This window comes from Pukyongiella litopenaei, assembly GCF_003008555.2.
Classification (GTDB): Bacteria; Pseudomonadota; Alphaproteobacteria; order Rhodobacterales; family Rhodobacteraceae; genus Pukyongiella; species Pukyongiella litopenaei.
In genome coordinates, this window is record NZ_CP027665.1 from 3,029,831 (window position 1) to 3,050,792 (window position 20,962).

A 20,962-nucleotide genomic window follows, 5' to 3' on the forward strand; every position below is an offset into this window, starting at 1 on the left:
GCGGGTTGACAAAGCGTTAGCCGGGACAGGCCAAGACTACCTGCCGGGATCATGAATTTTCGCTGTTCCGGGTATCTGCGGCGGCCGCGCGAAGTGCATCGATATCGCTCCGGAGCGTTTCGCTGTTGCTCAGAAGGTCGCGCGCATGGGCGAGCGATGGTTCGGCCGGGGACGTCGAGGGCTGGTTTTCGATGGCGGTCGTCAGCGCCGCGATCCCGGCATAGCGGGGCGTCCGGCTCTCTGCGGGGGCAGACGGATCGGGATCGGGCAGGGCGGGGTCGGGCAGGACGGGGTCAGCCGGTTGCCCGGCGAGCCAGAGACTGCGCAGCCGTTCCGGCAGATCATCCGCCGCCGCCGAGAAACGGGCGGCCTCGATGTGGCTGGCCGTCATCCGCATGGCCCGGGCACGCAGGCGGTCGGCATCGGGCAGGTCCATGCCGAGCAGTTCCACGAGCCCGCGATGCGGCTTGCCCATGTCCAGGGCTGTTTCGGCCCGAAGCAGCCGTTGCGCGGGCGTTCCCCGTTCGTCGGCCATGGTGAGCAGGTCCCAGGCCTCGGCGGCAAACCCGAGGTCCAGCAGGCGTTGCGCGGTTTGCGTCGATGCCTCGGCGGTGACACCCCGATCCTGCCGCGGGGCAGACAATAGCGCGTATTGCAGAAAGGTCAGGTCGTCCGCGCGCCGAGTCAGTATCTGCAGAAGCGATGATCTCACGCTGCCTGCGGTGTCCTCGGCGTCGATCTCGCGCAGGCTATCGAACGCGTCCGCGAAGCGGCCGGCCAGCGCCATGGCGAGCGTGCGGACGCGGCGCAGATCGGGGCCCAGCGGCGTATCCCGATATTCAAACGCATAGGCCGAGACCAGTTCGGGCAGGTCCGGGGCAACGGTGCCAAACTCGGCCAGGCGGCGGTCGACCAGCTCTATCAGGGCATCGGGCGCGACCTCGGACCCTTCGGTCGCGAGCCTGGCCAGTTCGGTGTCGCCGGGTCCGTCCTGCCCGGAACCGGTATCGGCCCGGGCCTCGGCCAGGCGCTGATGCGGATCGGTGGCGCCCGCGACCCGTTCCGAGGTGCGCAGGATCGCTGCGGCAAGCTCGGCCTGCCCGGCGTCAAGCAACCGGCGGCCCAGCACCGGCCCCAGGTGGCGCCGCAGATGGGCGGGCAGCCGGGCAAACCCGCGCTGGATTGCCTCCGGGTCGGCATCGGCGGCCATGCCGGGATTGCCGAGTGCCGCCCACAGCGTCACATCCCCGCCGCAGCCCTGCTGTGCGGCAAAGGTGTCCCCCGCCGCTTCGAGATCGGTCTGGTCCAGCAGGTGAGACAGCGCGGTCAGCACGGATGCGGTGTCGCGCCCGGGCGATGCAAGATCGAGCGCGCGGCGGGCCTCGGCGCCAAAGCCGAAATGCAGATATGTGCGGGCAAGGTCGAGTGCCGCCTGCTTGTCCAGCTTGTCGAACTCGCCGTAGAGCCGTGTGCGGATGCGGGAGACCTGTTGGCCGAACGGTTCGTCGCCGGCCCAGCCCGACAGGTCGAGATCGGTATCGGGAATGCAATGTTGCGGCGCGGGATCGGCGGGCCTGTGTCCGGGCCGGTCGCGGTCGATCGCGGTGACGGCCACGATCTGGGGGAGCGGCCGGGGCTGCGGTTGACCGTCCTCCACGGCTGCGGGGGCGGTTTCGGGTATTGTTTGTCCGGGGGCGTCGGATTCCTGCGGCGTTTCGTCAGCGATGGTCACCGAAGGTGGGATCGGGGTCAGAAGGCCCTGGGCGGCTGCGCGGTCGATCTGCTCAAGGAGCCGGCGTTCGGAGATGTTCGACGATACCGCAGTTTCCATCGCGGGCGCGAGGCGTGCCGGGGGAACGGGGGGCGCATCGACAAGCGCCGGCTTGCCGGTTCCGAACCGATGCAGGCTGATCTCGGGGGCCTGCAACGGCGACATGCGTTCGGGCGGGAATGCAAGGCGGTGCCCGCCGACGGTCAGGGTCTGGGGCTGGCCGGGCTTCGGCTCAAGAAGGTCGATGACGAGGTGCCGTTCACCTTCCATAGATGCCCGCGCGGGGCAGTCGCACCCCAGCGTGATGCCCAGCCCGGTGCCGGTGTCGGGACGGCGAAAACCGGCCACCCGGTCGCGGCCGATCCGGCGGAACACCTGATCGGTGTCGAAACGGTGCGTGCCACCCTCAAGTTCCAGGCGCAGCCCGCGATGGATCGGGTCCAGCGACCAATCGGTCCCGGCGGGCAGCCTGAACACAAGGCGGGTGAATTCGCCGTGTTCGCCGGAGCGAACCGGAATGGTGTCGGCCGTGGCGGCGCTGCCGGCCACGAGCGCTGCGGCGATCAACGCGCGGATCATGCGGCGTCCTGCTTGACCGATTTCAGGGCGTCCTCGAGATCGGTGAAGCCGGGGCGGATATGGGCCGGCGTATTCTGGCGACCGACCTCGATGCAGATCGCGGCCGCGTGATTGTGCAGGTTGGCCACCAGCACTTCGCGGATCAGCTGATAGAAATGCCCGTCCTCCTCGATGACGGAGCGCACACGCGCGGCGAAGGGGCCGACCAGCCCGTAGGCCAGGAACACGCCGAGGAATGTTCCGACCAGGGCGCCGCCGATCATCTTGCCGAGAATCTCCGGCGGCTGGTCGATGGACCCCATCGTCTTGATCACGCCCAGCACGGCGGCGACGATACCCAGTGCAGGCAGGCCATCGGCCACGGTCTGCAGCGCATGTGACGAATGCAGCGCATGGTTCAGGTTGGTTTCCATCCGCTTTTCAAGCACTTCCTCGACCTGGTGCGGATCGTCATAGTTCATCGACGCCGACCGCATCGTGTCGCAGATCAGGTCGACCGCCTCGCGGTCGCCGAGGATCCTGGGGTATTTCCCAAAGAGTGCAGAGCCGTCCGGATCCTCGATATGGCTTTCCGCGTCGACCGGGTTGGACCGGGCGATGCGGATCAGCGCAAAGAGCAGGCACAGCAGGTCGCGGTAATCCTCGGGTTTCCATTTCGGGCCGCGAAACACCTTGGCGATGTCGCGACCGGTATGTTTCACGGCGGCCAGATCGTTGCCGAGCAGGAAAGCCCCCACGGCGGCGCCGCCGATCATCATCAGTTCGAACGGGAGCGAATGAAGGATGATCGCCATCTTGCCCCCGGCGGCGATGTAACCGCCGAATACCATCCCGAAGATCATGACTATGCCGAAAATACCGATCACGCGCAGATTCCTTCCCCGGTTCACGGCACCGTCCCACAGTCGGCTTAACAAAGCCTTGCCGTCGCACCCCGCTTGCGCCCGTGATCGTCGCGCCCTAAATCTGCGCGTCATGGCAAAGCAGAAAACAGATCCCAACTACAAGGTGATCGCCGAGAACCGGCGCGCCCGCTTCGATTACGCGATCGAGGACGACCTGGAATGCGGGCTGCTGTTGCAGGGGTCCGAGGTCAAGGCGCTGCGTGCCACCGGCGCGAATATCGCCGAGAGCTATGCCGCGGTCGAGGAGGGCGAACTGTGGCTGGTCAACAGCTATATCGCGCCCTACGAACAGGCCAAGACATTCCCCCACGAGGAACGCCGCCGCCGCAAGCTGCTGGTGTCGCGCCGCGAGCTTGCCGATCTGTGGAACGCCACCCAGCGCAAGGGCATGACGCTGGTGCCGATCGTGCTCTATTTCAACCACAAGGGGCTGGCCAAGCTGAAGATCGGGATCGCGAAGGGCAAGAAACTGCATGACAAGCGCGAAAGCCAGGCGAAACGCGACTGGGGCCGGCACAAGCAGCGGTTGCTGAAGGATCACGGCTGAGGTGAAATCCGCCGCCGCGCCGCCTTGCGGTAACGCCCTCCAGCAGCTAGGCAGGGCGGGACATTCCGCGAGGGAAAAGACATGGCGCAGGACGATCCGAAAACCCTTGTTTCCACCGACTGGCTGGCGGCGCATCTGAAGGACCCCGACCTGCGGGTCCTTGATGCGTCATGTTACCTGCCCGGCGCCGGGCGCGACGCGAAGGCCGAGTATGACGCCGGCCATATTCCGGGTGCGCGGTTCTTCGATATCGATGATATCTCGGACCACCGGTCGGATCTGCCGCACATGGTGCCGCCGGTCGAGAAATTCATGTCGCGGTTGCGCGCGATGGGCGTGGGCGACGGGCATCAGGTCGTGGTCTATGACGGCGCGGGGCTGTTTTCCGCCGCCCGCGTCTGGTGGCTGTTCCGGTTGATGGGGCAGGAGGATGTGGCGGTGCTCGACGGGGGGCTGCCGAAATGGACGGCCGAGGGGCGCGAGATCGAGGACCTGCCGCCCGTGATCCGCGACCGCCACATGACGGTGCGGGTGCAGAACAGCCTCGTGCGCGATGTGACCCAGGTCAGCCAGGCGTCGAAACTGGGCGATCACGAGATCCTCGATGCCCGGTCGGCCGAGCGGTTCCGGGGCGAGGTGCCCGAACCGCGCGAAGGTCTGCGCGCCGGCCATATCCCCGGATCCCGCAACGTGCCCTATACCAGCCTGCTGAACGGCGATGCCACGATGAAGGCGCCCGATGAGCTGCGGCAGCTGTTCGACGCCGCCGGTGTCGATCTGTCCAAGCCGGTCATCACAACCTGCGGGTCCGGGGTGACGGCGGCGGTGATCAGCCTGGCGCTGGAACGGATCGGCAAGACCGATCATTCGCTCTATGACGGGTCCTGGACCGAATGGGGCGCCTTCCCGACCCTTCCCATCGCAACCGGAGACGCGTGATGTTCGAAACGCTGAAAGCCCAACCCGCCGACAAGATCCTGGCCCTGATGCAGATGTTCCGCGATGACCCGCGGACCGACAAGATCGACCTGGGCGTGGGGGTCTATCGCAATGCCGACGGCATCACGCCGGTGATGCGCGCCGTCAAGGCCGCCGAGCATCGGCTGTGGGAAACCCAGGACACCAAGGCCTATACCGGATTGCTGGGCGACCCGGCCTATGCGGATGCCATGATCGGGCTGATCCTGGGCGACGCGGTGCCGCGCGCCGCGATCGCGGCCGCCGCCACGCCGGGCGGAACCGGCGCCTGCCGGCAGGCGTTCGAGATGATCCGCATGGCCAACCCCTCGGCGCGGGTTTTCGTGTCCGACCCGACCTGGCCCAACCACATTTCGATCCTGAACTATCTGGGGATCGAAGCGGTGCCCTACCGCTATTTCGACAGCGAAACCCGCGGCGTGGATTTCGACGGCATGATTTCCGACCTGAAGAAGGCCGCGCCGGGCGATGTCGTGCTGCTGCATGGCTGCTGTCACAATCCGACCGGCGCCAACCTGAACCCGGTGCAATGGCAAGAGGTGATCGCGGTTCTGAACGCAACCGGCGCGGTGCCGATGATCGACATCGCCTATCAGGGCTTTGGCGACGGTCTCGAAGCGGATGCCGCCGGCACCCGCACGGTCGCCGCCGGCGTGCCCGAATGCCTGATCGCGGCGAGCTGTTCCAAGAATTTCGGCGTCTACCGCGAACGCACCGGCCTGCTGATGGCCATTGCCGCCGATACCGGCCGCCAGGGGCTGAACCAGGGCACGCTGGCCTTCCTGAACCGGCAGAACTATTCCTTCCCGCCCGATCACGGCGCGCGCGTCGTGACCACCATTCTCAACGACGCCGATCTGCGCGCCGACTGGGCGGCGGAACTGGAGGATGTGCGGCTGTCCATGCTGGGCCTGCGGCGGCAACTGGCCGACGAATTGCAGCGGCTGGCGGGATCGGACAGGTTCGCCTTCATCGGCGACCATCGCGGCATGTTTTCGCGCCTCGGCGCATCGCCCGCACTGGTCGAGAAACTGCGCCAGGACCACGGGATCTACATGGTGGGCGACAGCCGCCTGAACATCGCGGGGCTGAACGCCAAGACCGTTCCGATCCTCGCCGACGCCATCATCAGGGCCGGCGTCTGAACCGCGGCATTCGCGCCGCGCCTTGCGGCGTCGGCGGCGTCTGCGGCGGCCGGAAAAGAAAAGCCCCGGGCCATGGCCCGGGGCTTTCCCGTTTCAGGTGGCGGGGGAGGTCAGCCCAGCGAGAACTCGGGATAGGCTTCCATGCCGGTTTCGGCCTGGTCCAGCCCGTTGATCTCGGCTTCCTCGTCCGGACGCAGGCCGATCAGCCTCTTGATCGCCGTGAACACGATGTAGCTGACGACGAACACGAACAGGCCGATGGACGCAAAGCCGACAAGCTGGGTGACAAAGCTGGCCTCGGCATTGGTCCAGGCGACGATGAAGGTGCCCCAGAGACCGGCAGCCAGATGCACCGGAATGGCGCCCACCACGTCGTCGATCTTCAGCTTGTCGAGGACCGGAACCGTGAACACCACGATCACGCCGCCCACGGCGCCGATGATCAGCGACTGGAACAGGCTCGGGGCCAGCGGTTCGGCGGTGATCGACACCAGCCCGGCCAGCGCGCCGTTCAGCACCATGGTCAGATCGACCTTGCCATAGCGCAGCTGCACCAGAACCAGCGCCGCCACCGCGCCGGCCGCGGCCGCCATGTTGGTGTTGGCGAAGATGCGCGAGATGTCGGCGATGTCGGAAATCGTGCCCATGGCCAGCTGCGAGCCGCCGTTGAAGCCGAACCAGCCCAGCCACAGGATGAAGGTGCCGAGCGTGGCCAGCGCCAGGTTCGAGCCGGGGATCGGTACGACCTTGCCGTCCGCGGTGTATTTGCCGATCCGCGGTCCCAGCACCAGCGCCCCGGCCAGGGCTGCGAAACCGCCCGCCGCGTGCACCAGCGTCGAGCCGGCAAAGTCGGAAAAGCCCATCTCGGACAGCCAGCCGCCGCCCCACTGCCAGGAGGCCTCGATCGGATAGATGATACCGGTCAGCACCACCACGAAGGCGAGGAACGGCCACAGCTTGATCCGTTCGGCCAGCGTGCCCGACACGATCGACGCGGTGGTCGCGCAGAACATCAGCTGAAAGAAGAAATCGGACCCGACCGAGGCATAGCCGAGATCGGGATCGACGCCATCCAGCCCGACCGCTTCGAGCGCGGCAGGCGCCAGCCCGCCCAGAACGCCGGCGATCGACCAGCTGTCACCGGGATACATCAGGCCGTAGCCGACCAGCCAGTACATGATCGCGGCAATCGAAAACAGCGCGATATTCTTGGTCAGCTGCATGGTCACGTTCTTGGAGCGCACCAACCCGGCCTCGAGCATGGCGAACCCGGCGGCCATCCAGAACACGAGGAAGCCGCCCACCAGAAACAGCAGCGAGGTCAGGATGTATTGGGTGTGCTGAGCCGTCTCGCCGGCGACGGCCGTGGCCTCCTGCGCCATCGCCAGACCCGGCAAGGCCAGCATCGGTGCGGCGAAGGCAAGCGTCTTGATCGGTTTCATGTCTCGTCTTCCTTCCTTGCGCGCGTTCACAGCGCGTCCTCGTTCATTTCGCCGGTGCGCACCCGCACGGCCTGATCCACATCCAGCACGAAAATCTTACCGTCGCCGATCTTGCCGGTCTGGGCGCTGCGCGCGATGGTTTCGACCATCTCTTCGGCCTGGTCGTCCGGCACCACCAGTTCCAGCTTGATCTTGGGGACGAAATTCACCTGGTATTCCGCGCCGCGATAGATCTCGGTATGGCCGGATTGCGAGCCGAAGCCCTTGATTTCCGTGACCATCATTCCGCGCAGCCCGATCTCGGTCAGCGCTTCGCGCACCTCGTCGAGCTTGAATGGCTTGATCGTTGCAATGATCTGTTTCACTCGGTTTTCCTTCCTGTTGGGCCGCCCCCGGGTGATGACAACGGGGCTGCACCTCATGCATGGTCAGGGAACCCGATCCCGCGCGTGGCGGGTATGCTGCGGATGCGAAAAAACCGTCCCTGGCGCGAAAGAACGCACAATTTTTGCACAAAAACGATCCATCGATGAAAAATTGGGCAGACACCTTTCCCGGCTTCGATCCCAATCGGGCCTCTACAATCCGGCGGCGGCGGGGTAGTCTGCGCGAAAAGGCCGAAAAGGGCGTGCAGGCATGACGGACAGGAAACGGCGAAACCCGCCGCTGGTCGCGGACCGGCGCTATGGCCCGGGCAAGAAAACCGCGGCCAAATCAGCGCGCAAATCCACCGGGTCCCGGTCGAAACCGGCCGGCACCCGCAAAAGCGCCGGGCGCGGCGCGCGGAAACGGTCGAACGCCCGCAAGGGCGGCGGCGGTATCTTCGGCTGGGTCGGGCGGCTGATCCGCTCGGTGATCGGCTGGATCCTGCGGCTGATCTGGGTGGTCACGTCGCGGGTGACCATCGTGATGGTGCTGCTGGTGGCGCTGGGGGTCGGCTATATCTATACGACCCTGCCGGAACCGGAGACCCTGCTGGACCAGCGCGCGCGCGGGTCCGTCACGATGCTCGACCGCAACGGCGAGGTGTTCGCGTGGCGCGGCGACCAGTTCGGCGGGGTGGTCACCACCGAAACCGTGTCGCCACATCTCAAGAACGCGATTATCGCCACCGAGGACAAGCGATTCTACCGGCATTTCGGTGTCAGCCCGCGCGGCGTCGCCAGCGCGGTGCGCATCAATCTGCGCGAGGGGCGCGGCCCGCTCTCGGGTCATGGCGGATCGACGATCACCCAGCAGACGGCAAAGATACTGTGCCTGGGCGACCCCTACGATCCCGCCTCGGGCAAGACCGAGGCCGAATTCGAGGCCGATTGCCGCCGCACCACGCTCTGGCGCAAGATCAAGGAAGCGATCTTTGCGATGGCGATGGAGGTGAAATACTCCAAGGACGAGATCCTGACCATCTACATGAACCGCGCCTTCCTCGGCGCCGGGGCGCGTGGCTTCGAGGCGGCGAGCCAGCGGTATTTCGACAAGTCCTCGGCGCAGCTCAACGCCTCCGAGGCGGCGATGCTGGCCGGTCTGCTGGTGGCGCCGACACGGTTTGCCCCCACCAACAACCTGACCCGCGCGCAGAACCGGGCCAGCCTCATCATCGGCCTGATGGAGGACCAGGGCTATCTGAGCGCGGAGCAGGCCCGGCAGGCGCGGGCGAACCCCGCCCGGCTGTCACAGGCCGCGGCCGAGCGGGCAGGCGGCTATTTCGCCGACTGGGTGATGGAAAAGACACCGGACTACTTCGCCCGCAACACCACCGAGGACGTGGTGATCCGCACCACGCTGGACCGCCGGCTGCAGGCCGCCGCCGAAGAGGCGATGAAGTTCGTGTTCCAGGAAAAGGTCAGCGACGAATCCAAGGCGCAGGCCGCGATCGTGGTGATGTCCGCCGACGGGGCGGTGCGCGCGATCGTGGGGGGGCGTGAAACACGGGTGTCGGGGGTTTTCAACCGCGCCACCCAGGCCCGGCGGCAGACGGGATCGGCGTTCAAGCCCTTCGTCTACGCAACCGCGCTGGAACTGGGCTATTCGCCTCTCGACACGGTGGTGGATGAACCGTTCTGCATGAATATCGCCGGCTCCGGCCGCTGGTGTCCCGAGAATTACAGCCACCGCTATTCCGGCCGGGTGACGCTGACGGATGCGCTGAAACGGTCGCTGAACATCCCGGCGGTCAAGATCTCGGAAAGCGCCGGCCGCGAATCGGTGCGGCAGGTGGCCAGCGATTTCGGCATCGAAAGCGACCTCGCCGCCGGACCGGCGCTGGCGCTGGGGGCGTCCGAGGCGACGCTGATCGAGATGACGGGCGCCTATGCGGGTATCCTCAACGGTGGTTCGGCGGTCACGCCCTACGGGCTGACCGAACTGACGCTGCTGGGCGACGACGCGCCCCTGATGGGGGCCACGGGCGGCATCGGCGAACGGGTGATCCGTCAGAAAGCGGCGCAACAGCTGGTCTGGATGCTGGAAAAGGTGATCTCCGAGGGCACCGGAACGCGGGCGCGGCTGAACGGCTGGCAGGCGGCGGGCAAGACCGGCACCTCGCAGGAGGCGCGCGACGCCTGGTTCATCGGCTTTACCTCGCAATATGTGGCCGGCGTGTGGATGGGTTATGACGACAACACGCCGCTGAAAGGGGTGACCGGCAGCGGCCTGCCCGCCGAGATCTGGCACGAGACGATGGTGCGCGTGCATGACGGGCTGACGCCGACGCCGCTGCCGCTGATGGAGCCGCAGGGACCGACCCGGACCCGCGAACCGGGCGGCGCGGGCAACGCGAACAACCGGCGCAGCGGCGGCGGGCTGGGTCAGGTCGTCGACAATGTCCTGCGCGATATCTTTGGCGGCGGCGGTGGCAACCGCGGCGGCAACACGCCCCGTCAGGCCGGCGACCGCTGACGCCCTGGGTCAGCGGCCCCGACCGGAGCCGCGGCCGGTTTCCCGGGCTTCCAGCAGAGACCCCGCGCGGCCGGTCGCTCAGCCGGCCTTTTGCAGGTCGGCAATCAACTGGTCGATATTGCCCTTGCGCCGGTCGAGCATGGCACCGATTTCGGTGCGTTCGGTCAGCAGCAGGTTCACGCCCTCGACGAACATGTTGAAGAACCGTTCGCGGCCCGATTTGTCCGACACGAGGAAGGTCACGTTGAACGGCGCTTCGCCCTTCAGATGCGCGGTGGCGCGGATTTCATACCCGGCCTTGATCTTGCGCGTGCCCTTCACCTCGACGCGGCCGCCGATGAATTCCCGGAACTGGCGCCCGTATTTGCGGGCGACATAGGACTGGAATGCCTTGGTAAAGGACCGCATCTGGGCCTTGCTGGCGCGGCGGCCATCGGGCCCCAATGCGTAACGCGCCATGATCGGCACATCGGCGTAGCGGACAAAGATCTTCTCGAAATCCTTGATCATCGCCGATTCGGATTTTCCCGAGGCAATGACCTTGTTGATATCGCCAACCAGCGAATCGACCAGGGAACGGGCGCCGGCCTCGGTCAGGGCCAGCAGCGGTGCCGGCAGCGTCGCGAGCGCCGAAGCGGCGGCGGCCGAGGTCAGGAAGGAGCGGCGGGGCAGGGACTTATTCAGCATATGGGTCCTCGTAGATATCGGCATAGGGGTCGGACGCGCCGCCCCCGGATGTATCGGCATACGGGTCTACATAGGAATCCCCGTCATTGCCTTCCAGTTCGTAGCGCCGGTTTTCAAGGTAGATCACCCGGGCAACGGCATAGCTGTCGGCGCTTTCATACAATATCGCGTCGACCGTGTCCGAATACCGGCCACGATCCGACAGCCGTTCCACCACGTTCGAATAGACGCCGATATTCTCGGCCGGGTTCTGCAGCGCGAAGGTGAGCGGGTTGGTAAAGAAATCGGCAACGAGGCCGATCGCGTCGCGCTGGGTCGACGGACCGAAGCCGGGCAGTTCGACATAGGCGCCCGCCGGTGCGCCCCAGACATGCAGGGTTTCGCCGAAATCCGTCTCGGCCTCGGGTATGCCGAATTCTGTGGCCGGATCGGCCAGGCCGGCAAAGCCGATCGTGGTGTTCACCAGGAACCGCGCCAGTGAGATGCCCGCTTCGCGGAAATTGCCCTGGGCGATGAAGTTGGCGGTATCGCCCGGCTTCGAGAGGTTTTCCGAGAAATAGTTGAAACTGTCCTCGATCGGGTCCGGTATCAGGTTGGTATAGCCCTTGGCTGCCGGGCGAAAGAAGATCCTGTCCACCGCCACGTTGAACCGGTGAACCGCGCGGTTGTTCTTTTCGTAGGGGTCGAAGGGCTCGCCGCTGGCCACCTGTTCGGGCGTGGGGGTTGCGCAACCGGACAGCAGCGCGCTCAGGGCTATGACAATTCCGGCCTTGGCGGCGCAATCATTAACGTTCATTTGACCGGTATCCGTTACGTCTTCGCCCACGACCCGTGATCGGGATGCCTTGGTTGGTTCACTTGAAGCCCGCCTTGACTTAATGTCAAAGCGGCGATTTGGAAACCGGCTAATTTCGGCCGGACCATGTATCCCCGCCCGGACGGCGCGGGACAGGAGAGTCTGAATGAGACGAAAAAGCGGCCGCGAGGAATTGCGCGACGCGCGGCGACAGAGCCGCGGCCTCTACTGGTTCGTTGCTGTTTTCAGCTTTTTCGTCAACCTGTTGATGTTGACCGGGCCGCTCTACATGCTGCAGGTCTATGACCGGGTGCTGGGCAGCCGGTCCGAGGAAACGCTGGTGGCGCTGTCGCTGTTGGTGGCGTTTCTCTACGGCAACATGGCGCTGCTGGATTTCGCGCGGGGCCGGATCATGGCGCGCGCCGGGGCGCGATTCCAGTCGCGGCTCGACCGGCGCGTGTTCGAAGCGATGATCCGCCGGTCCTCGGTGTCGAACGATCCGGTGGCGCAGACCGGGCTGTCCGACCTGGAATCGGTGCAGCGGCTGATCGCGTCGCCGGTGATGATGTCGGCTTTCGACATTCCCTGGACCCCGGTTTTCCTGTTCGGGATCATGCTGTTCCACCCCTGGCTGGGTATCCTGGCGGTGGTCGGCGGGGCGATACTGATCGTGATCACCGTGCTCAACCAGGTGTTTTCGCGCCGGCCGGTGATCGAGGCCAACACCGCGAGCCACCGGGCCAACCTGATGTCCGAGGGCATCCGCACCGAAAGCGAAATGATCCGGTCGATGGGGATGCAGGGCGCTGCGTTCCGCCGCTGGCAGGTGGCCCGGGAACATTCCCTGCAACGCGGCGTTGCGGCCGGCGATGTCAGCGGCAGGTTTTCATCGACCACCAAGGCGCTGCGCCTGTTCCTGCAATCGGCGATGCTGGGGCTGGGCGCCTACCTGGTGCTGCAGAACGAGGTGACGCCGGGCGCGATGATCGCCGCATCGATCCTGCTCGGCCGGGCGCTGGCGCCGATCGAAATGGCGATCGGTCAATGGGCGCTCGTGCAGCGCGCGACGAAAGGCTGGTCGAACCTGGCGGAACTGCTCGATGCGGTGCCGCCTGAACGCGAGCGCACGCCGCTGCCACGCCCCAAGGCCAACCTGCGGACACAGGCGCTGACCATCGTGCCGCCGGGCGAGAAACGCGCCTCGCTCAAGAACGTGTCCTTCGTGGTCGAGCCGGGGCAGGCAATCGGTGTGATCGGACCGTCAGGCTCCGGCAAGACGACGCTGGCGCGTGCGCTCACCGGCGTCTGGTATCCCGCCGGTGGCGAGGTGCGGCTGGACGGGGCCGCGCTGGACCAGTATGACCCCGACGCGCTGGGCCGCTATATCGGCTACCTGCCGCAACGGGTGCAGCTGTTCGACGGGACGATTGCCGAGAACATCGCCCGCCTCGACCTGCAGCCCGATCCGGACAAGGTTGTCGCGGCCGCCCGGATGGCCGCCGCCCATGACATGATCGTGGAACTGCCGCATGGCTACGATACGCCGGTCTCGGCCACCAGCGGGCGGCTGTCGGGCGGTCAGATCCAGCGAATCGGGCTGGCCCGCGCCATGTATGACGAGCCGGTGATCCTGATCCTGGACGAACCGAACTCGAATCTCGACAACGAGGGGTCGCTGGCGCTGAACAAGGCGATCCGCATGATGAAGGAAACCGGGCGTTCGGTGCTGATCATGGCGCACCGGCCCGCCGCGATACAGGAATGCGACATGCTGCTGGTGCTCGATCACGGTATCCGCGCCGCCTTCGGGCCCAAGGACGAGGTGCTGCGCAAGCTGGTGGTCAATCACGAGGAAATCCAGAAGACCAAGAGCATGGGGGGCGTGCGATGAGCGCCGGGGAATGGTCCGCCCGCCGGCCGGTCCTGATCGGGCTGGCGGCGCTTCTGGTGCTGCTCGGGGGCTTTGGCAGCTGGGCGGCCATGACCCGGCTTTCGGGCGCCATCATCGCGTCGGGCCGGATCGAGGTGGACCGCAACCGGCAAGTGGTCCAGCATCTCGACGGCGGCGTGGTCGATGAAATCCTCGTTCAGGAAGGGGACAGTGTCGAACTGGGTCAGGTCATGATCCGGCTCGATGACAAGCTGCTGCTGTCGCAATACAATATCGCCGAGGGGCAGTTGTTCGAGGTGCTGGCGCGCCGGGGCCGGCTGGAGGCCGAGCGCGACGGGACCGACATCATCGCCTATGCTCCCGAGATCGTCGAGGCGGCCGGGTCGCGCAGCGACATCGCCGACCTGCTGGCCGGCCAGGAACGCCTGTTCCGCGCCCGCAACGAATCGACCGAGCGCGAATCCGAGCAGCTCGACAAGCGCCGGGCACAGATCCGCGACCAGATCGTCGGCATCAAGGCGCAGCAGAAATCGCTGAACACGCAGCTCGACCTGATTCAGGAAGAATTGGACAATCAGGAATCGCTGCTCAAGAAAGGTCTCGCGCAGGCGGCAACGGTGCTGAACCTGCAACGCACCGCCGCCGATCTGGATGGCACGCTGGGCGAACTGACCGCCGCGCAGGCCCAGGCCGAAGGGCGCATCACCGAGATCGAGATCGAGATGCTCAAGCTGGGGACCACCCGGCGCGAAGAGGCGATCACCGAGCTGCGCGACCTGCAATATCGCGAACTGGAACTGGCCGAACAACGGCGGTCGCTGCGCGAACAGCTCGACCGGCTGGACATCACCGCGCCGGTTTCGGGGATCGTCTATGGCCTGCAGGTGCACACCCCCCGGTCGGTGATCCGCGCCGCCGAGCCGGTGCTCTACCTCGTGCCGCAGGACCGCCCGCTGGTCATCGCCGCGCGGGTCGAGCCGATCCATATCGATCAGATCTATGTCGGGCAGGCGGTTTCGCTGCGGTTCTCGGCGCTGGACCAGCGGCAGACGCCCGAACTGTCGGGGACCGTGCGCCAGGTTTCGGCGGATGCCTTCGACGACGATGCCACCCAGGCGTCGTTCTACCGGGCAGAGATCATGCTGGACGAGGACCAGCAGGCCCGGCTGCCCGATGGCACCGTCCTGATCCCCGGCATGCCGGTCGAGACCTTTATCCGGACCCGGGACCGGACGCCGCTGGCCTATCTGGTCAAGCCGCTGTCGGATTACTTCGTCAAGGCGTTCCGGGAATCCTGACATTGGCCCTTTCCGAGGACGCGCATCCCCGCTAGCGTCCGCGCAAAGCTGCAGCGGAGGCGAGGACAGACATGACGATCGAAGAAAAGCTGGCCGAACTGGGGATCATCCTGCCGGACGCGCCGGCGCCGGCGGCGAACTATGTGCCCTATGTGCAAAGCGGCAATCTGGTCTATGTGTCCGGCCAGATCTCCACGGACGATGCGGGATCACTGATTACCGGCAAGCTGGGCGACGGTTTGGAGACCAGCGAGGGGGCCGCAGCCGCGAAACGCTGTGCGATCAACCTGCTGGCGCAGGTCCGCGCCGCCTGCGGCGGCGACCTGAACCGGCTTGAACGCGTGGTCAAGCTGACCGGATTCGTCAATTCCACCGCCGATTTCATCGAGCAGCCGCAGGTGATCAACGGCGCCTCGGATTTCCTTGTCGAGGTGCTGGGCAATGCGGGCCGTCACGCGCGCTCCGCCGTATCAGCAGCCGCGCTGCCGCTGGGCGTCGCGGTCGAGATCGAGGGGATCTTCCAGATCCGATGACCGTGCCGCCGCTACCACAGGATTTCCTGCGCCTGCCCGTCGCCCACCGCGCGCTGCATGACACCGCGCAGGGACGGCCCGAAAACAGCCGCGCGGCGATTCGCGCGGCAATCGAGGCCGGCTATGCCATCGAGATCGACCTGCAGCCGAGCGCGGACGGGGTGCCGCTGGTCTTCCACGACTACGACCTGTCGCGGCTGACCGAGGCCCGCGGTCCGGTGCGCGACCTGACCGCGGCCGAGGCCGGGCGCGTGCCACTCGGGCATGGCGATGGCGAAGGCATCCCGACGCTGGCCGAGGTGCTCGACCTGGTTGCGGGCCGGGTGCCGCTGCTGGTCGAGATCAAGGACCAGGACGGCGCGCTGGGGCCTGACGTGGGGCCGCTCGAGGCCGCCACGGCGGCGGCGCTCGCCGGTTACGCGGGGCCGGTGGCGGTGATGTCGTTCAATCCGCATTCCGTGGCCGAGATGGCCCGGCTGGCCCCGGATCTGCCGCGCGGGCTGGTCACCGACCGGTTCGAGGCCGCCGACTGGCCGGTTCCGGCGGACCGGCGCGCGGCGCTGCGCGAGATCCCGGATTTCGACCGGGTCGGCGCCGCCTTCATCAGCCACCAGGCCAAGGATCTCGGTCGCGGCCGGGTGCAGGACCTGCGTCGCGCCGGTGTGCCGGTGCTGTGCTGGACCATCCGGTCGCCGCAGGCCGAGGCAGACGCGCGCCGTCTTGCCGACAATGTGACCTTCGAACGCTATCTGGCGGCCTTGCCCGCTTGAACCCCGGTACGCCGGGGCCGATCATGGGGCATGGATCAGGCGCAGATCGAAATCACGGTTCTTGCCTCGCTGTCGCAGATCGCCGCCGGCGACTGGGATGCCTGCGCCTGCCCGGAAACCGCCGACGGGGGCCGCCCCCGCGACCCGTTCACCACGCACCGGTTCCTCAAGGCGCTGGAGGAGAGCGGGTCGGTCGGACCCGGCACCGGCTGGCAGCCGCAATACCTGGTCGCGCGGCTCGATGGCATGGTGATCGCCTGCGCGCCGCTCTATGCCAAGGGCCACAGCCAGGGCGAATACATCTTCGACCATTCCTGGGCCCATGCCTATGAACGCGCGGGCGGCGATTATTACCCCAAGCTGCAGATGGCGGTGCCGTTCACCCCGGCGACCGGGCGGCGGTTGCTGGTGCGGCCGGGCTATGACGGGATCGGCCAGTCCGCGCTGGTCCAGGGCGCGGTGCAGCTTGCCGCCGATAACGGCCTGTCGTCGCTGCACATCACCTTCTGCACCCCGGACGAGGCCGAGGCGGGCGAAAGGATGGGCCTGCTGAAACGCACCAGCCAGCAGTTTCACTGGCTCAACCGGGGCTTTGCGGATTTCGGTGATTTCCTCGCGGCGCTGAGTTCCCGCAAACGCAAGGCCATCCGCAAGGAACGCAGCCGCGCCAACGGCTTTGGCGGCACCATCCACATGCTGAGCGGAGACGACATCCGCCCCGAACACTGGGATGCGTTCTGGGTCTTTTACCAGGATACCGGATCCCGGAAATGGGGCTCGCCCTATCTCACGCGGGCGTTCTTTGACGCGGCGCAGGCGCATCTGCGCGACGATCTGCTGCTGGTGATGGCCGAACGCGGCGGGCGCTGGGTCGCGGGCGCCCTGAACGTGATCGGGCGCGAAACCCTGTTCGGCCGCTACTGGGGCTGCGTCGAAACACATCCCTGCCTGCATTTCGAGATGTGTTACTATCGCGCCATCGAGTTTGCGATCGCGCATGGATTCGCCCGGGTCGAGGCCGGTGCGCAGGGTGAACACAAGCTGGCCCGCGGCTACCTGCCGACGCAGATCTGCAGTCTGCACTGGGTGGCGGATCCGGGGTTCGCCCGGGCCATCGCGCAGTATCTCGAGGCCGAGGCGGATGCCGTGGGCGACGAGATCGAGGCGCTGACCGAATACGGCCCCTTCCGCAAGGTGCCGGTGGAGGAACGGGAATGAGCGAACGTCTGTCCGAAGAAACCCGGGCGCTGCTGCTGGCGCCGCTGATCGAGAATGGCTGGCACCCGGTCGAGGGGCGCGATGCGATTGCCAAGACCTATGAATTCGCGACCTTTGTCGATGCGTTCGGATGGATGACGCGGGTCGCGCTCTGGGCCGAGAAATGGAACCACCATCCCGATTGGCGCAATGTCTACAACCGGGTCGAGGTAGAACTGACCACCCATGACGTTGGCGGATTGACCGCGCGGGATGCCAAGCTCGCCCGCAAGATGGATACGCTCGCGGGCTGAGCGGCGGGTGGTCCGGCTACATCGACGCGAGCAGCGCCTCGCCGGCCGACACTTCGCAGACGCCGGGGTTTTCCTCGGCCTGCAGCAGCGACACGGTGCCGTCCTCGACAAGCATCGCATAGCGTTTCGACCGGGCGTTCAGACCGGCGGGCGGCGCGTCGAAATTCATGCCGATGGCGGTGGTGAAGGCGCTCGACGGGTCCGCCAGCATGGTGATGCCCGCGGCCGTGGCGCCGGTCGCGTCGCCCCAGGCGCCCATCACGAAGGGATCGTTGACCGACACGCAGACGATCTCGTCCACGCCCTTGTCGGCGAACCCGGAAAAGGTGCGCACGAAGCTGGGCACATGGGCCGAATGGCAGGTCGGGGTATAGGCGCCGGGCACGGCAAAGATCACCACCTTGCGGCCTGCCAGCCGGTCGGCGAGCGCCACCGGTTCGGGACCGTCCGGGCCCATCTGAAGCAGCGTTGCGTCGGGCAGCTTGTCTCCGGTCGAAATGCTCATGGCGGTGTTTCTCCCCTGCTGGAATTGCGTTCGAGTCGCTGGCGACTATAGGGTGCGGGCCAGACCCGTGCCAACAGACCCGGGCCGGAAAAAGAGAGGTGCTTTGGCATGGATGACATCGTTGTGATCGGGGCGGGGCAGGCGGGGGCGTCGATGGTCGCCCGGCTGCGCAAGGACGGGTTCGCCGGCCGCCTGACGCTGATCGGCGAGGAACCGGTTCCGCCCTATCAGCGGCCGCCGCTGTCCAAGGGCTATCTGCTGGGCGAGATGGCGCTGGAGCGGCTGTTCCTGCGGCCCGAGAGCTTCTATGCCGACGAGAATATCGTGTTGCGTTCCGGGCAGCGGGTCGATGCGATCGACCGCGTGGCGAAAACCGTCCGCGTCGATGGCGAAACCATCGCCTATGACCAGCTGGCGCTGACGACCGGCTCGGTGCCGCGGCGGTTGCCCGCGTCGATCGGCGGCGATCTGGCGGGCGTGCATGTGGTGCGGACGCTGAGCGATGTCGACGCGATGGCGCCTGACGTGACCGAGGGCGCGCGCGCCCTGATCGTGGGCGGTGGCTATATCGGGCTCGAGGCGGCGGCGGTCGCGGCCAGGCTGGGGGCCGAGGTGGTGCTGGTCGAGGCCGCTGGGCGGATCCTGCAACGGGTCGCCGCGCCGGAAACCTCCGAGTTCTTCCGCAGCCTGCATCGCGGGCATGGCGTCGATATCCGCGAAGGCGTGGGGCTGGACCGCCTGATCGGCAAGGACGGGCGCGTGTCCGGCGCGGTGCTGAGCGACGGGCGCGAATTGCCTGCCGATTTCGTGGTGGTCGGCATCGGCATCGAACCCGCAACCGCGCTGGCGCAGGCGGCGGGGCTGGACATCGACAACGGCATCGCCGTGGACGTACTTTGCCGGACCTCGGACCCGGCGATCTGGGCGGCGGGCGATTGCTGTTCCTTTCCCTACCGGGACGGGCGGCTGCGGCTGGAAAGCGTGCCCAACGCCATCGACCAGGCGGAATGCGTGGCGGGCAACATGCTGGGCGCCGGCGTGGCCTATGTGCCGAAACCGTGGTTCTGGTCGGACCAGTATGATGTCAAGCTGCAGATCGCCGGGCTGAACACCGGCTATGACCGGATCGTGACCCGCCGGGGCGAGAGCGGCGCGGTTTCGTTCTGGTATTTCCGTGGCGACGACCTGCTGGCGGTGGACGCGATGAACGATCCGCGCGCCTATATGGTCGGCAAACGCCTGATCGAGGCCGGGCGCAGCGCCGATGCGGCGGTGATCGCCGACGGGTCTGCCGACCTCAAGGCGCTGCTGCGACCGTGAGGATCATCGCGGGACGGTTCCGGGGCCGCGCGCTGGCCGCGGTCGGCAAGGGCGATGCGGGCGCCCATCTGCGCCCGACCACCGACCGGGTGCGCGAAAGCCTGTTCTCGGTCCTGACGCATCTGGATGTGCTGGACGGGGCGCGGGTGCTCGACCTGTTCGCGGGCACCGGCGCGCTGGGGCTCGAGGCATTGTCGCGCGGGGCCGCGCAGGTCACCTTCGTCGATGACGGCCGCGCGGCGGCAGCCCTGATCCGGCGCAATGTCGACCTGACCGGGAGCGCGGGGGACACCGCGCTGATCCGCCGGGACGCCACCCGGCTGGGGGCCTGTGCCGGCGCGGGCTTTGACCTGGTGTTTCTCGACCCGCCCTATGGCAGGGGGCTGGGGCACAAGGCGCTGGCGGCGGCACTGGCCGGCGGCTGGATCGCCCCCGGCGCGCTGGTGGTCTGGGAGGAAAGCACCGAAATGGCACCGCCCGAGGGTTTCGCGCTGGAGGACCGGCGGCGCTATGGCGACACCCATGTCACGCTGCTGTCGCGGGATCAGGACGAATAGGTCGGGTGGAACCGGCCCGCGGGCGACAGGGTGAAGATTTCGCAGCCATCCGCCGTCACGCCGATCGAATGTTCGAACTGCGCCGACAGCGATTTGTCACGGGTCACCGCCGTCCAGTCATCGGCCAGCGTCTTGGTTTCCGGGCGGCCCAGGTTCACCATCGGTTCGATGGTGAACAGCATGCCTTCCTCCAGCGTCGCGCCGGTGCCGGGACGGCCGTAATGCAGCACATTGGGGGGGGCGTGGAACACCCGGCCCAGCCCGTGGCCGCAGAAATCGCGGACCACCGACATCCGCTGTGCCTCGACATAGCTCTGGATCGCATGGCCGATGTCGCCGAAGGTGTTGCCGGGGCGGACCGCCTCGATCCCCTTCATCAGCGAATCATGGGTTACCTGGATCAGCCGCTCGGCCTTGCGCGACAGTTTCCCGGCCACATACATGCGGCTGGTGTCGCCATACCAGCCATCGACGATCACGGTCACGTCGATGTTCAGGATGTCCCCGTCCTTGAGCGTTTTCTGGCCCGGGATACCGTGGCAGACCACATGGTTGACCGAAATGCAGGATGCGTGCTGATAGCCCTTGTAGCCGATCGTGGCCGACACGGCGCCGGCCTCTTCGACCTTTTCGGTGATGATGCGGTCAAGCTCTCCGGTGGTCTGGCCGACAAAGACATGGCCGGCCATCTCGTCGAGGATACGCGCGGCCAGAGCGCCGGCACGATGCATGCCGGGATAATCCGCGACATCGTAGATGCGGATACCTTCCTTGGTCACATGGCCGGGTAGTTCGTTTTTCAACAAAGCGCTCCATCCTGTTGTCGGGG

Annotated in this window: 20 protein-coding genes; 12 read left to right on the forward strand and 8 right to left on the reverse strand. The window is 66.7% G+C overall.

Going from position 1 to position 20,962, the window contains the following annotated elements:
- Positions 1-49: 49 nt before the first annotated feature.
- Entirely contained in the window at positions 50-2,350 is a 2,301-nt protein-coding gene (locus tag C6Y53_RS14985; protein WP_106473163.1) for an ATP-binding protein, read from the reverse strand.
- On the reverse strand, positions 2,347-3,216 hold the full coding sequence (gene motA / locus C6Y53_RS14990) for a flagellar motor stator protein MotA (protein ID WP_106473164.1): 870 nt from the start codon (positions 3,214-3,216) through the stop codon (positions 2,347-2,349). Before motA ends, C6Y53_RS14985 begins: the two co-directional genes overlap by 4 nt.
- Positions 3,217-3,325: 109 nt before the next feature.
- On the opposite strand from motA, the gene smpB reads away from it, so the two are divergent.
- The 3 genes from smpB to C6Y53_RS15005 all read left to right on the forward strand — a co-directional run bounded on the left by smpB (position 3,326) and on the right by C6Y53_RS15005 (position 5,925).
- Positions 3,326-3,802, forward strand: coding sequence for an SsrA-binding protein SmpB (gene smpB / locus C6Y53_RS14995; RefSeq protein ID WP_106473165.1), 477 nt, complete (start codon positions 3,326-3,328; stop codon positions 3,800-3,802).
- A gap of 81 nt (positions 3,803-3,883) precedes the next feature.
- Entirely contained in the window at positions 3,884-4,741 is an 858-nt protein-coding gene (sseA, locus tag C6Y53_RS15000) for a 3-mercaptopyruvate sulfurtransferase (protein WP_106473166.1), read from the forward strand.
- On the forward strand, positions 4,741-5,925 hold the full coding sequence (locus tag C6Y53_RS15005; protein WP_106473167.1) for an amino acid aminotransferase: 1,185 nt from the start codon (positions 4,741-4,743) through the stop codon (positions 5,923-5,925). Before sseA ends, C6Y53_RS15005 begins: the two co-directional genes overlap by 1 nt.
- A gap of 110 nt (positions 5,926-6,035) precedes the next feature.
- Here C6Y53_RS15005 and C6Y53_RS15010 read toward each other — a convergent pair whose 3' ends face one another.
- Positions 6,036-7,367: an ammonium transporter gene (locus C6Y53_RS15010; RefSeq protein ID WP_106473168.1), complete on the reverse strand. Its 1,332-nt coding sequence runs from the start codon at positions 7,365-7,367 to the stop codon at positions 6,036-6,038.
- Positions 7,368-7,393: 26 nt separating this feature from the next.
- The gene (locus C6Y53_RS15015; protein ID WP_106473169.1) at positions 7,394-7,732 is read right to left on the reverse strand and encodes a P-II family nitrogen regulator; all 339 of its coding nucleotides are present in this window, start codon (positions 7,730-7,732) and stop codon (positions 7,394-7,396) included.
- Positions 7,733-8,003: 271 nt separating this feature from the next.
- Between C6Y53_RS15015 and C6Y53_RS15020 the strand changes: the two genes are divergently transcribed.
- Positions 8,004-10,265, forward strand: coding sequence for a transglycosylase domain-containing protein (locus C6Y53_RS15020; protein WP_106473170.1), 2,262 nt, complete (start codon positions 8,004-8,006; stop codon positions 10,263-10,265).
- 78 nt (positions 10,266-10,343) lie between these two features.
- On the opposite strand, the gene C6Y53_RS15025 is transcribed toward C6Y53_RS15020, so the two are convergent.
- Positions 10,344-10,952 carry an MlaC/ttg2D family ABC transporter substrate-binding protein gene (locus tag C6Y53_RS15025; protein ID WP_106473171.1) on the reverse strand — a complete coding sequence of 203 codons (609 nt, stop codon included), beginning with the start codon at positions 10,950-10,952 and terminating at the stop codon, positions 10,344-10,346.
- Positions 10,942-11,748, reverse strand: coding sequence for an MlaA family lipoprotein (locus tag C6Y53_RS15030; protein ID WP_106473172.1), 807 nt, complete (start codon positions 11,746-11,748; stop codon positions 10,942-10,944). The genes C6Y53_RS15025 and C6Y53_RS15030 overlap by 11 nt, the downstream gene beginning before the upstream one ends.
- A 166-nt stretch (positions 11,749-11,914) precedes the next feature.
- Here C6Y53_RS15030 and C6Y53_RS15035 point away from each other — a divergent pair, with 166 nt between their 5' ends.
- From C6Y53_RS15035 to C6Y53_RS15060, 6 genes are all read left to right on the forward strand, one after another.
- The gene (locus tag C6Y53_RS15035) at positions 11,915-13,639 is read left to right on the forward strand and encodes a type I secretion system permease/ATPase (protein WP_106473173.1); all 1,725 of its coding nucleotides are present in this window, start codon (positions 11,915-11,917) and stop codon (positions 13,637-13,639) included.
- Positions 13,636-14,937, forward strand: a complete 1,302-nt coding sequence (locus C6Y53_RS15040) for an HlyD family type I secretion periplasmic adaptor subunit (RefSeq protein ID WP_106473174.1) — start codon at positions 13,636-13,638, stop codon at positions 14,935-14,937. The genes C6Y53_RS15035 and C6Y53_RS15040 overlap by 4 nt, the downstream gene beginning before the upstream one ends.
- A 71-nt stretch (positions 14,938-15,008) precedes the next feature.
- A complete protein-coding gene (locus C6Y53_RS15045) occupies positions 15,009-15,470 on the forward strand; it encodes a RidA family protein (RefSeq protein WP_106473175.1) in 462 nt (153 codons plus the stop codon).
- Positions 15,467-16,240 (forward strand): glycerophosphodiester phosphodiesterase family protein, encoded by a 774-nt coding sequence (locus C6Y53_RS15050; RefSeq protein ID WP_106473176.1) that lies wholly within the window; start codon positions 15,467-15,469, stop codon positions 16,238-16,240. The genes C6Y53_RS15045 and C6Y53_RS15050 overlap by 4 nt, the downstream gene beginning before the upstream one ends.
- Before the next feature lie 30 nt (positions 16,241-16,270).
- Positions 16,271-17,458 (forward strand): GNAT family N-acetyltransferase, encoded by a 1,188-nt coding sequence (locus C6Y53_RS15055; protein WP_106473177.1) that lies wholly within the window; start codon positions 16,271-16,273, stop codon positions 17,456-17,458.
- Positions 17,455-17,751 (forward strand): 4a-hydroxytetrahydrobiopterin dehydratase, encoded by a 297-nt coding sequence (locus C6Y53_RS15060; protein WP_106473178.1) that lies wholly within the window; start codon positions 17,455-17,457, stop codon positions 17,749-17,751. Before C6Y53_RS15055 ends, C6Y53_RS15060 begins: the two co-directional genes overlap by 4 nt.
- Before the next feature lie 16 nt (positions 17,752-17,767).
- On the opposite strand, the gene C6Y53_RS15065 is transcribed toward C6Y53_RS15060, so the two are convergent.
- Positions 17,768-18,256, reverse strand: a complete 489-nt coding sequence (locus tag C6Y53_RS15065) for a peroxiredoxin (protein WP_106473179.1) — start codon at positions 18,254-18,256, stop codon at positions 17,768-17,770.
- Positions 18,257-18,364: 108 nt separating this feature from the next.
- Between C6Y53_RS15065 and C6Y53_RS15070 the strand changes: the two genes are divergently transcribed.
- On the forward strand, positions 18,365-19,576 hold the full coding sequence (locus tag C6Y53_RS15070) for an NAD(P)/FAD-dependent oxidoreductase (RefSeq protein ID WP_106473180.1): 1,212 nt from the start codon (positions 18,365-18,367) through the stop codon (positions 19,574-19,576).
- The gene (rsmD, locus tag C6Y53_RS15075) at positions 19,573-20,133 is read left to right on the forward strand and encodes a 16S rRNA (guanine(966)-N(2))-methyltransferase RsmD (RefSeq protein WP_106473181.1); all 561 of its coding nucleotides are present in this window, start codon (positions 19,573-19,575) and stop codon (positions 20,131-20,133) included. The genes C6Y53_RS15070 and rsmD overlap by 4 nt, the downstream gene beginning before the upstream one ends.
- On the opposite strand, the gene map is transcribed toward rsmD, so the two are convergent.
- Positions 20,121-20,936: a type I methionyl aminopeptidase gene (map, locus tag C6Y53_RS15080; protein ID WP_244614849.1), complete on the reverse strand. Its 816-nt coding sequence runs from the start codon at positions 20,934-20,936 to the stop codon at positions 20,121-20,123. The genes rsmD and map overlap by 13 nt on opposite strands.
- Between the last annotated feature and the right edge of the window lie 26 nt (positions 20,937-20,962).

Excerpts from the sequence above, each read along its gene's own strand:
- C6Y53_RS14985 (WP_106473163.1), bottom strand. The coding sequence starts at position 2,350 with ATGATCCGCGCGTTGATCGCCGCAGCGCTCGTGGCCGGCAGCGCCGCC.
- smpB (WP_106473165.1), top strand. The coding sequence starts at position 3,326 with ATGGCAAAGCAGAAAACAGATCCCAACTACAAGGTGATCGCCGAGAAC.
- sseA (WP_106473166.1), top strand. The coding sequence starts at position 3,884 with ATGGCGCAGGACGATCCGAAAACCCTTGTTTCCACCGACTGGCTGGCG.
- C6Y53_RS15005 (WP_106473167.1), top strand. The coding sequence starts at position 4,741 with ATGTTCGAAACGCTGAAAGCCCAACCCGCCGACAAGATCCTGGCCCTG.
- C6Y53_RS15010 (WP_106473168.1), bottom strand. The coding sequence starts at position 7,367 with ATGAAACCGATCAAGACGCTTGCCTTCGCCGCACCGATGCTGGCCTTG.
- C6Y53_RS15020 (WP_106473170.1), top strand. The coding sequence starts at position 8,004 with ATGACGGACAGGAAACGGCGAAACCCGCCGCTGGTCGCGGACCGGCGC.
- C6Y53_RS15025 (WP_106473171.1), bottom strand. The coding sequence starts at position 10,952 with ATGCTGAATAAGTCCCTGCCCCGCCGCTCCTTCCTGACCTCGGCCGCC.
- C6Y53_RS15030 (WP_106473172.1), bottom strand. The coding sequence starts at position 11,748 with ATGAACGTTAATGATTGCGCCGCCAAGGCCGGAATTGTCATAGCCCTG.
- C6Y53_RS15035 (WP_106473173.1), top strand. The coding sequence starts at position 11,915 with ATGAGACGAAAAAGCGGCCGCGAGGAATTGCGCGACGCGCGGCGACAG.
- C6Y53_RS15040 (WP_106473174.1), top strand. The coding sequence starts at position 13,636 with ATGAGCGCCGGGGAATGGTCCGCCCGCCGGCCGGTCCTGATCGGGCTG.
- C6Y53_RS15045 (WP_106473175.1), top strand. The coding sequence starts at position 15,009 with ATGACGATCGAAGAAAAGCTGGCCGAACTGGGGATCATCCTGCCGGAC.
- C6Y53_RS15050 (WP_106473176.1), top strand. The coding sequence starts at position 15,467 with ATGACCGTGCCGCCGCTACCACAGGATTTCCTGCGCCTGCCCGTCGCC.
- C6Y53_RS15055 (WP_106473177.1), top strand. The coding sequence starts at position 16,271 with ATGGATCAGGCGCAGATCGAAATCACGGTTCTTGCCTCGCTGTCGCAG.
- C6Y53_RS15060 (WP_106473178.1), top strand. The coding sequence starts at position 17,455 with ATGAGCGAACGTCTGTCCGAAGAAACCCGGGCGCTGCTGCTGGCGCCG.
- C6Y53_RS15065 (WP_106473179.1), bottom strand. The coding sequence starts at position 18,256 with ATGAGCATTTCGACCGGAGACAAGCTGCCCGACGCAACGCTGCTTCAG.
- C6Y53_RS15070 (WP_106473180.1), top strand. The coding sequence starts at position 18,365 with ATGGATGACATCGTTGTGATCGGGGCGGGGCAGGCGGGGGCGTCGATG.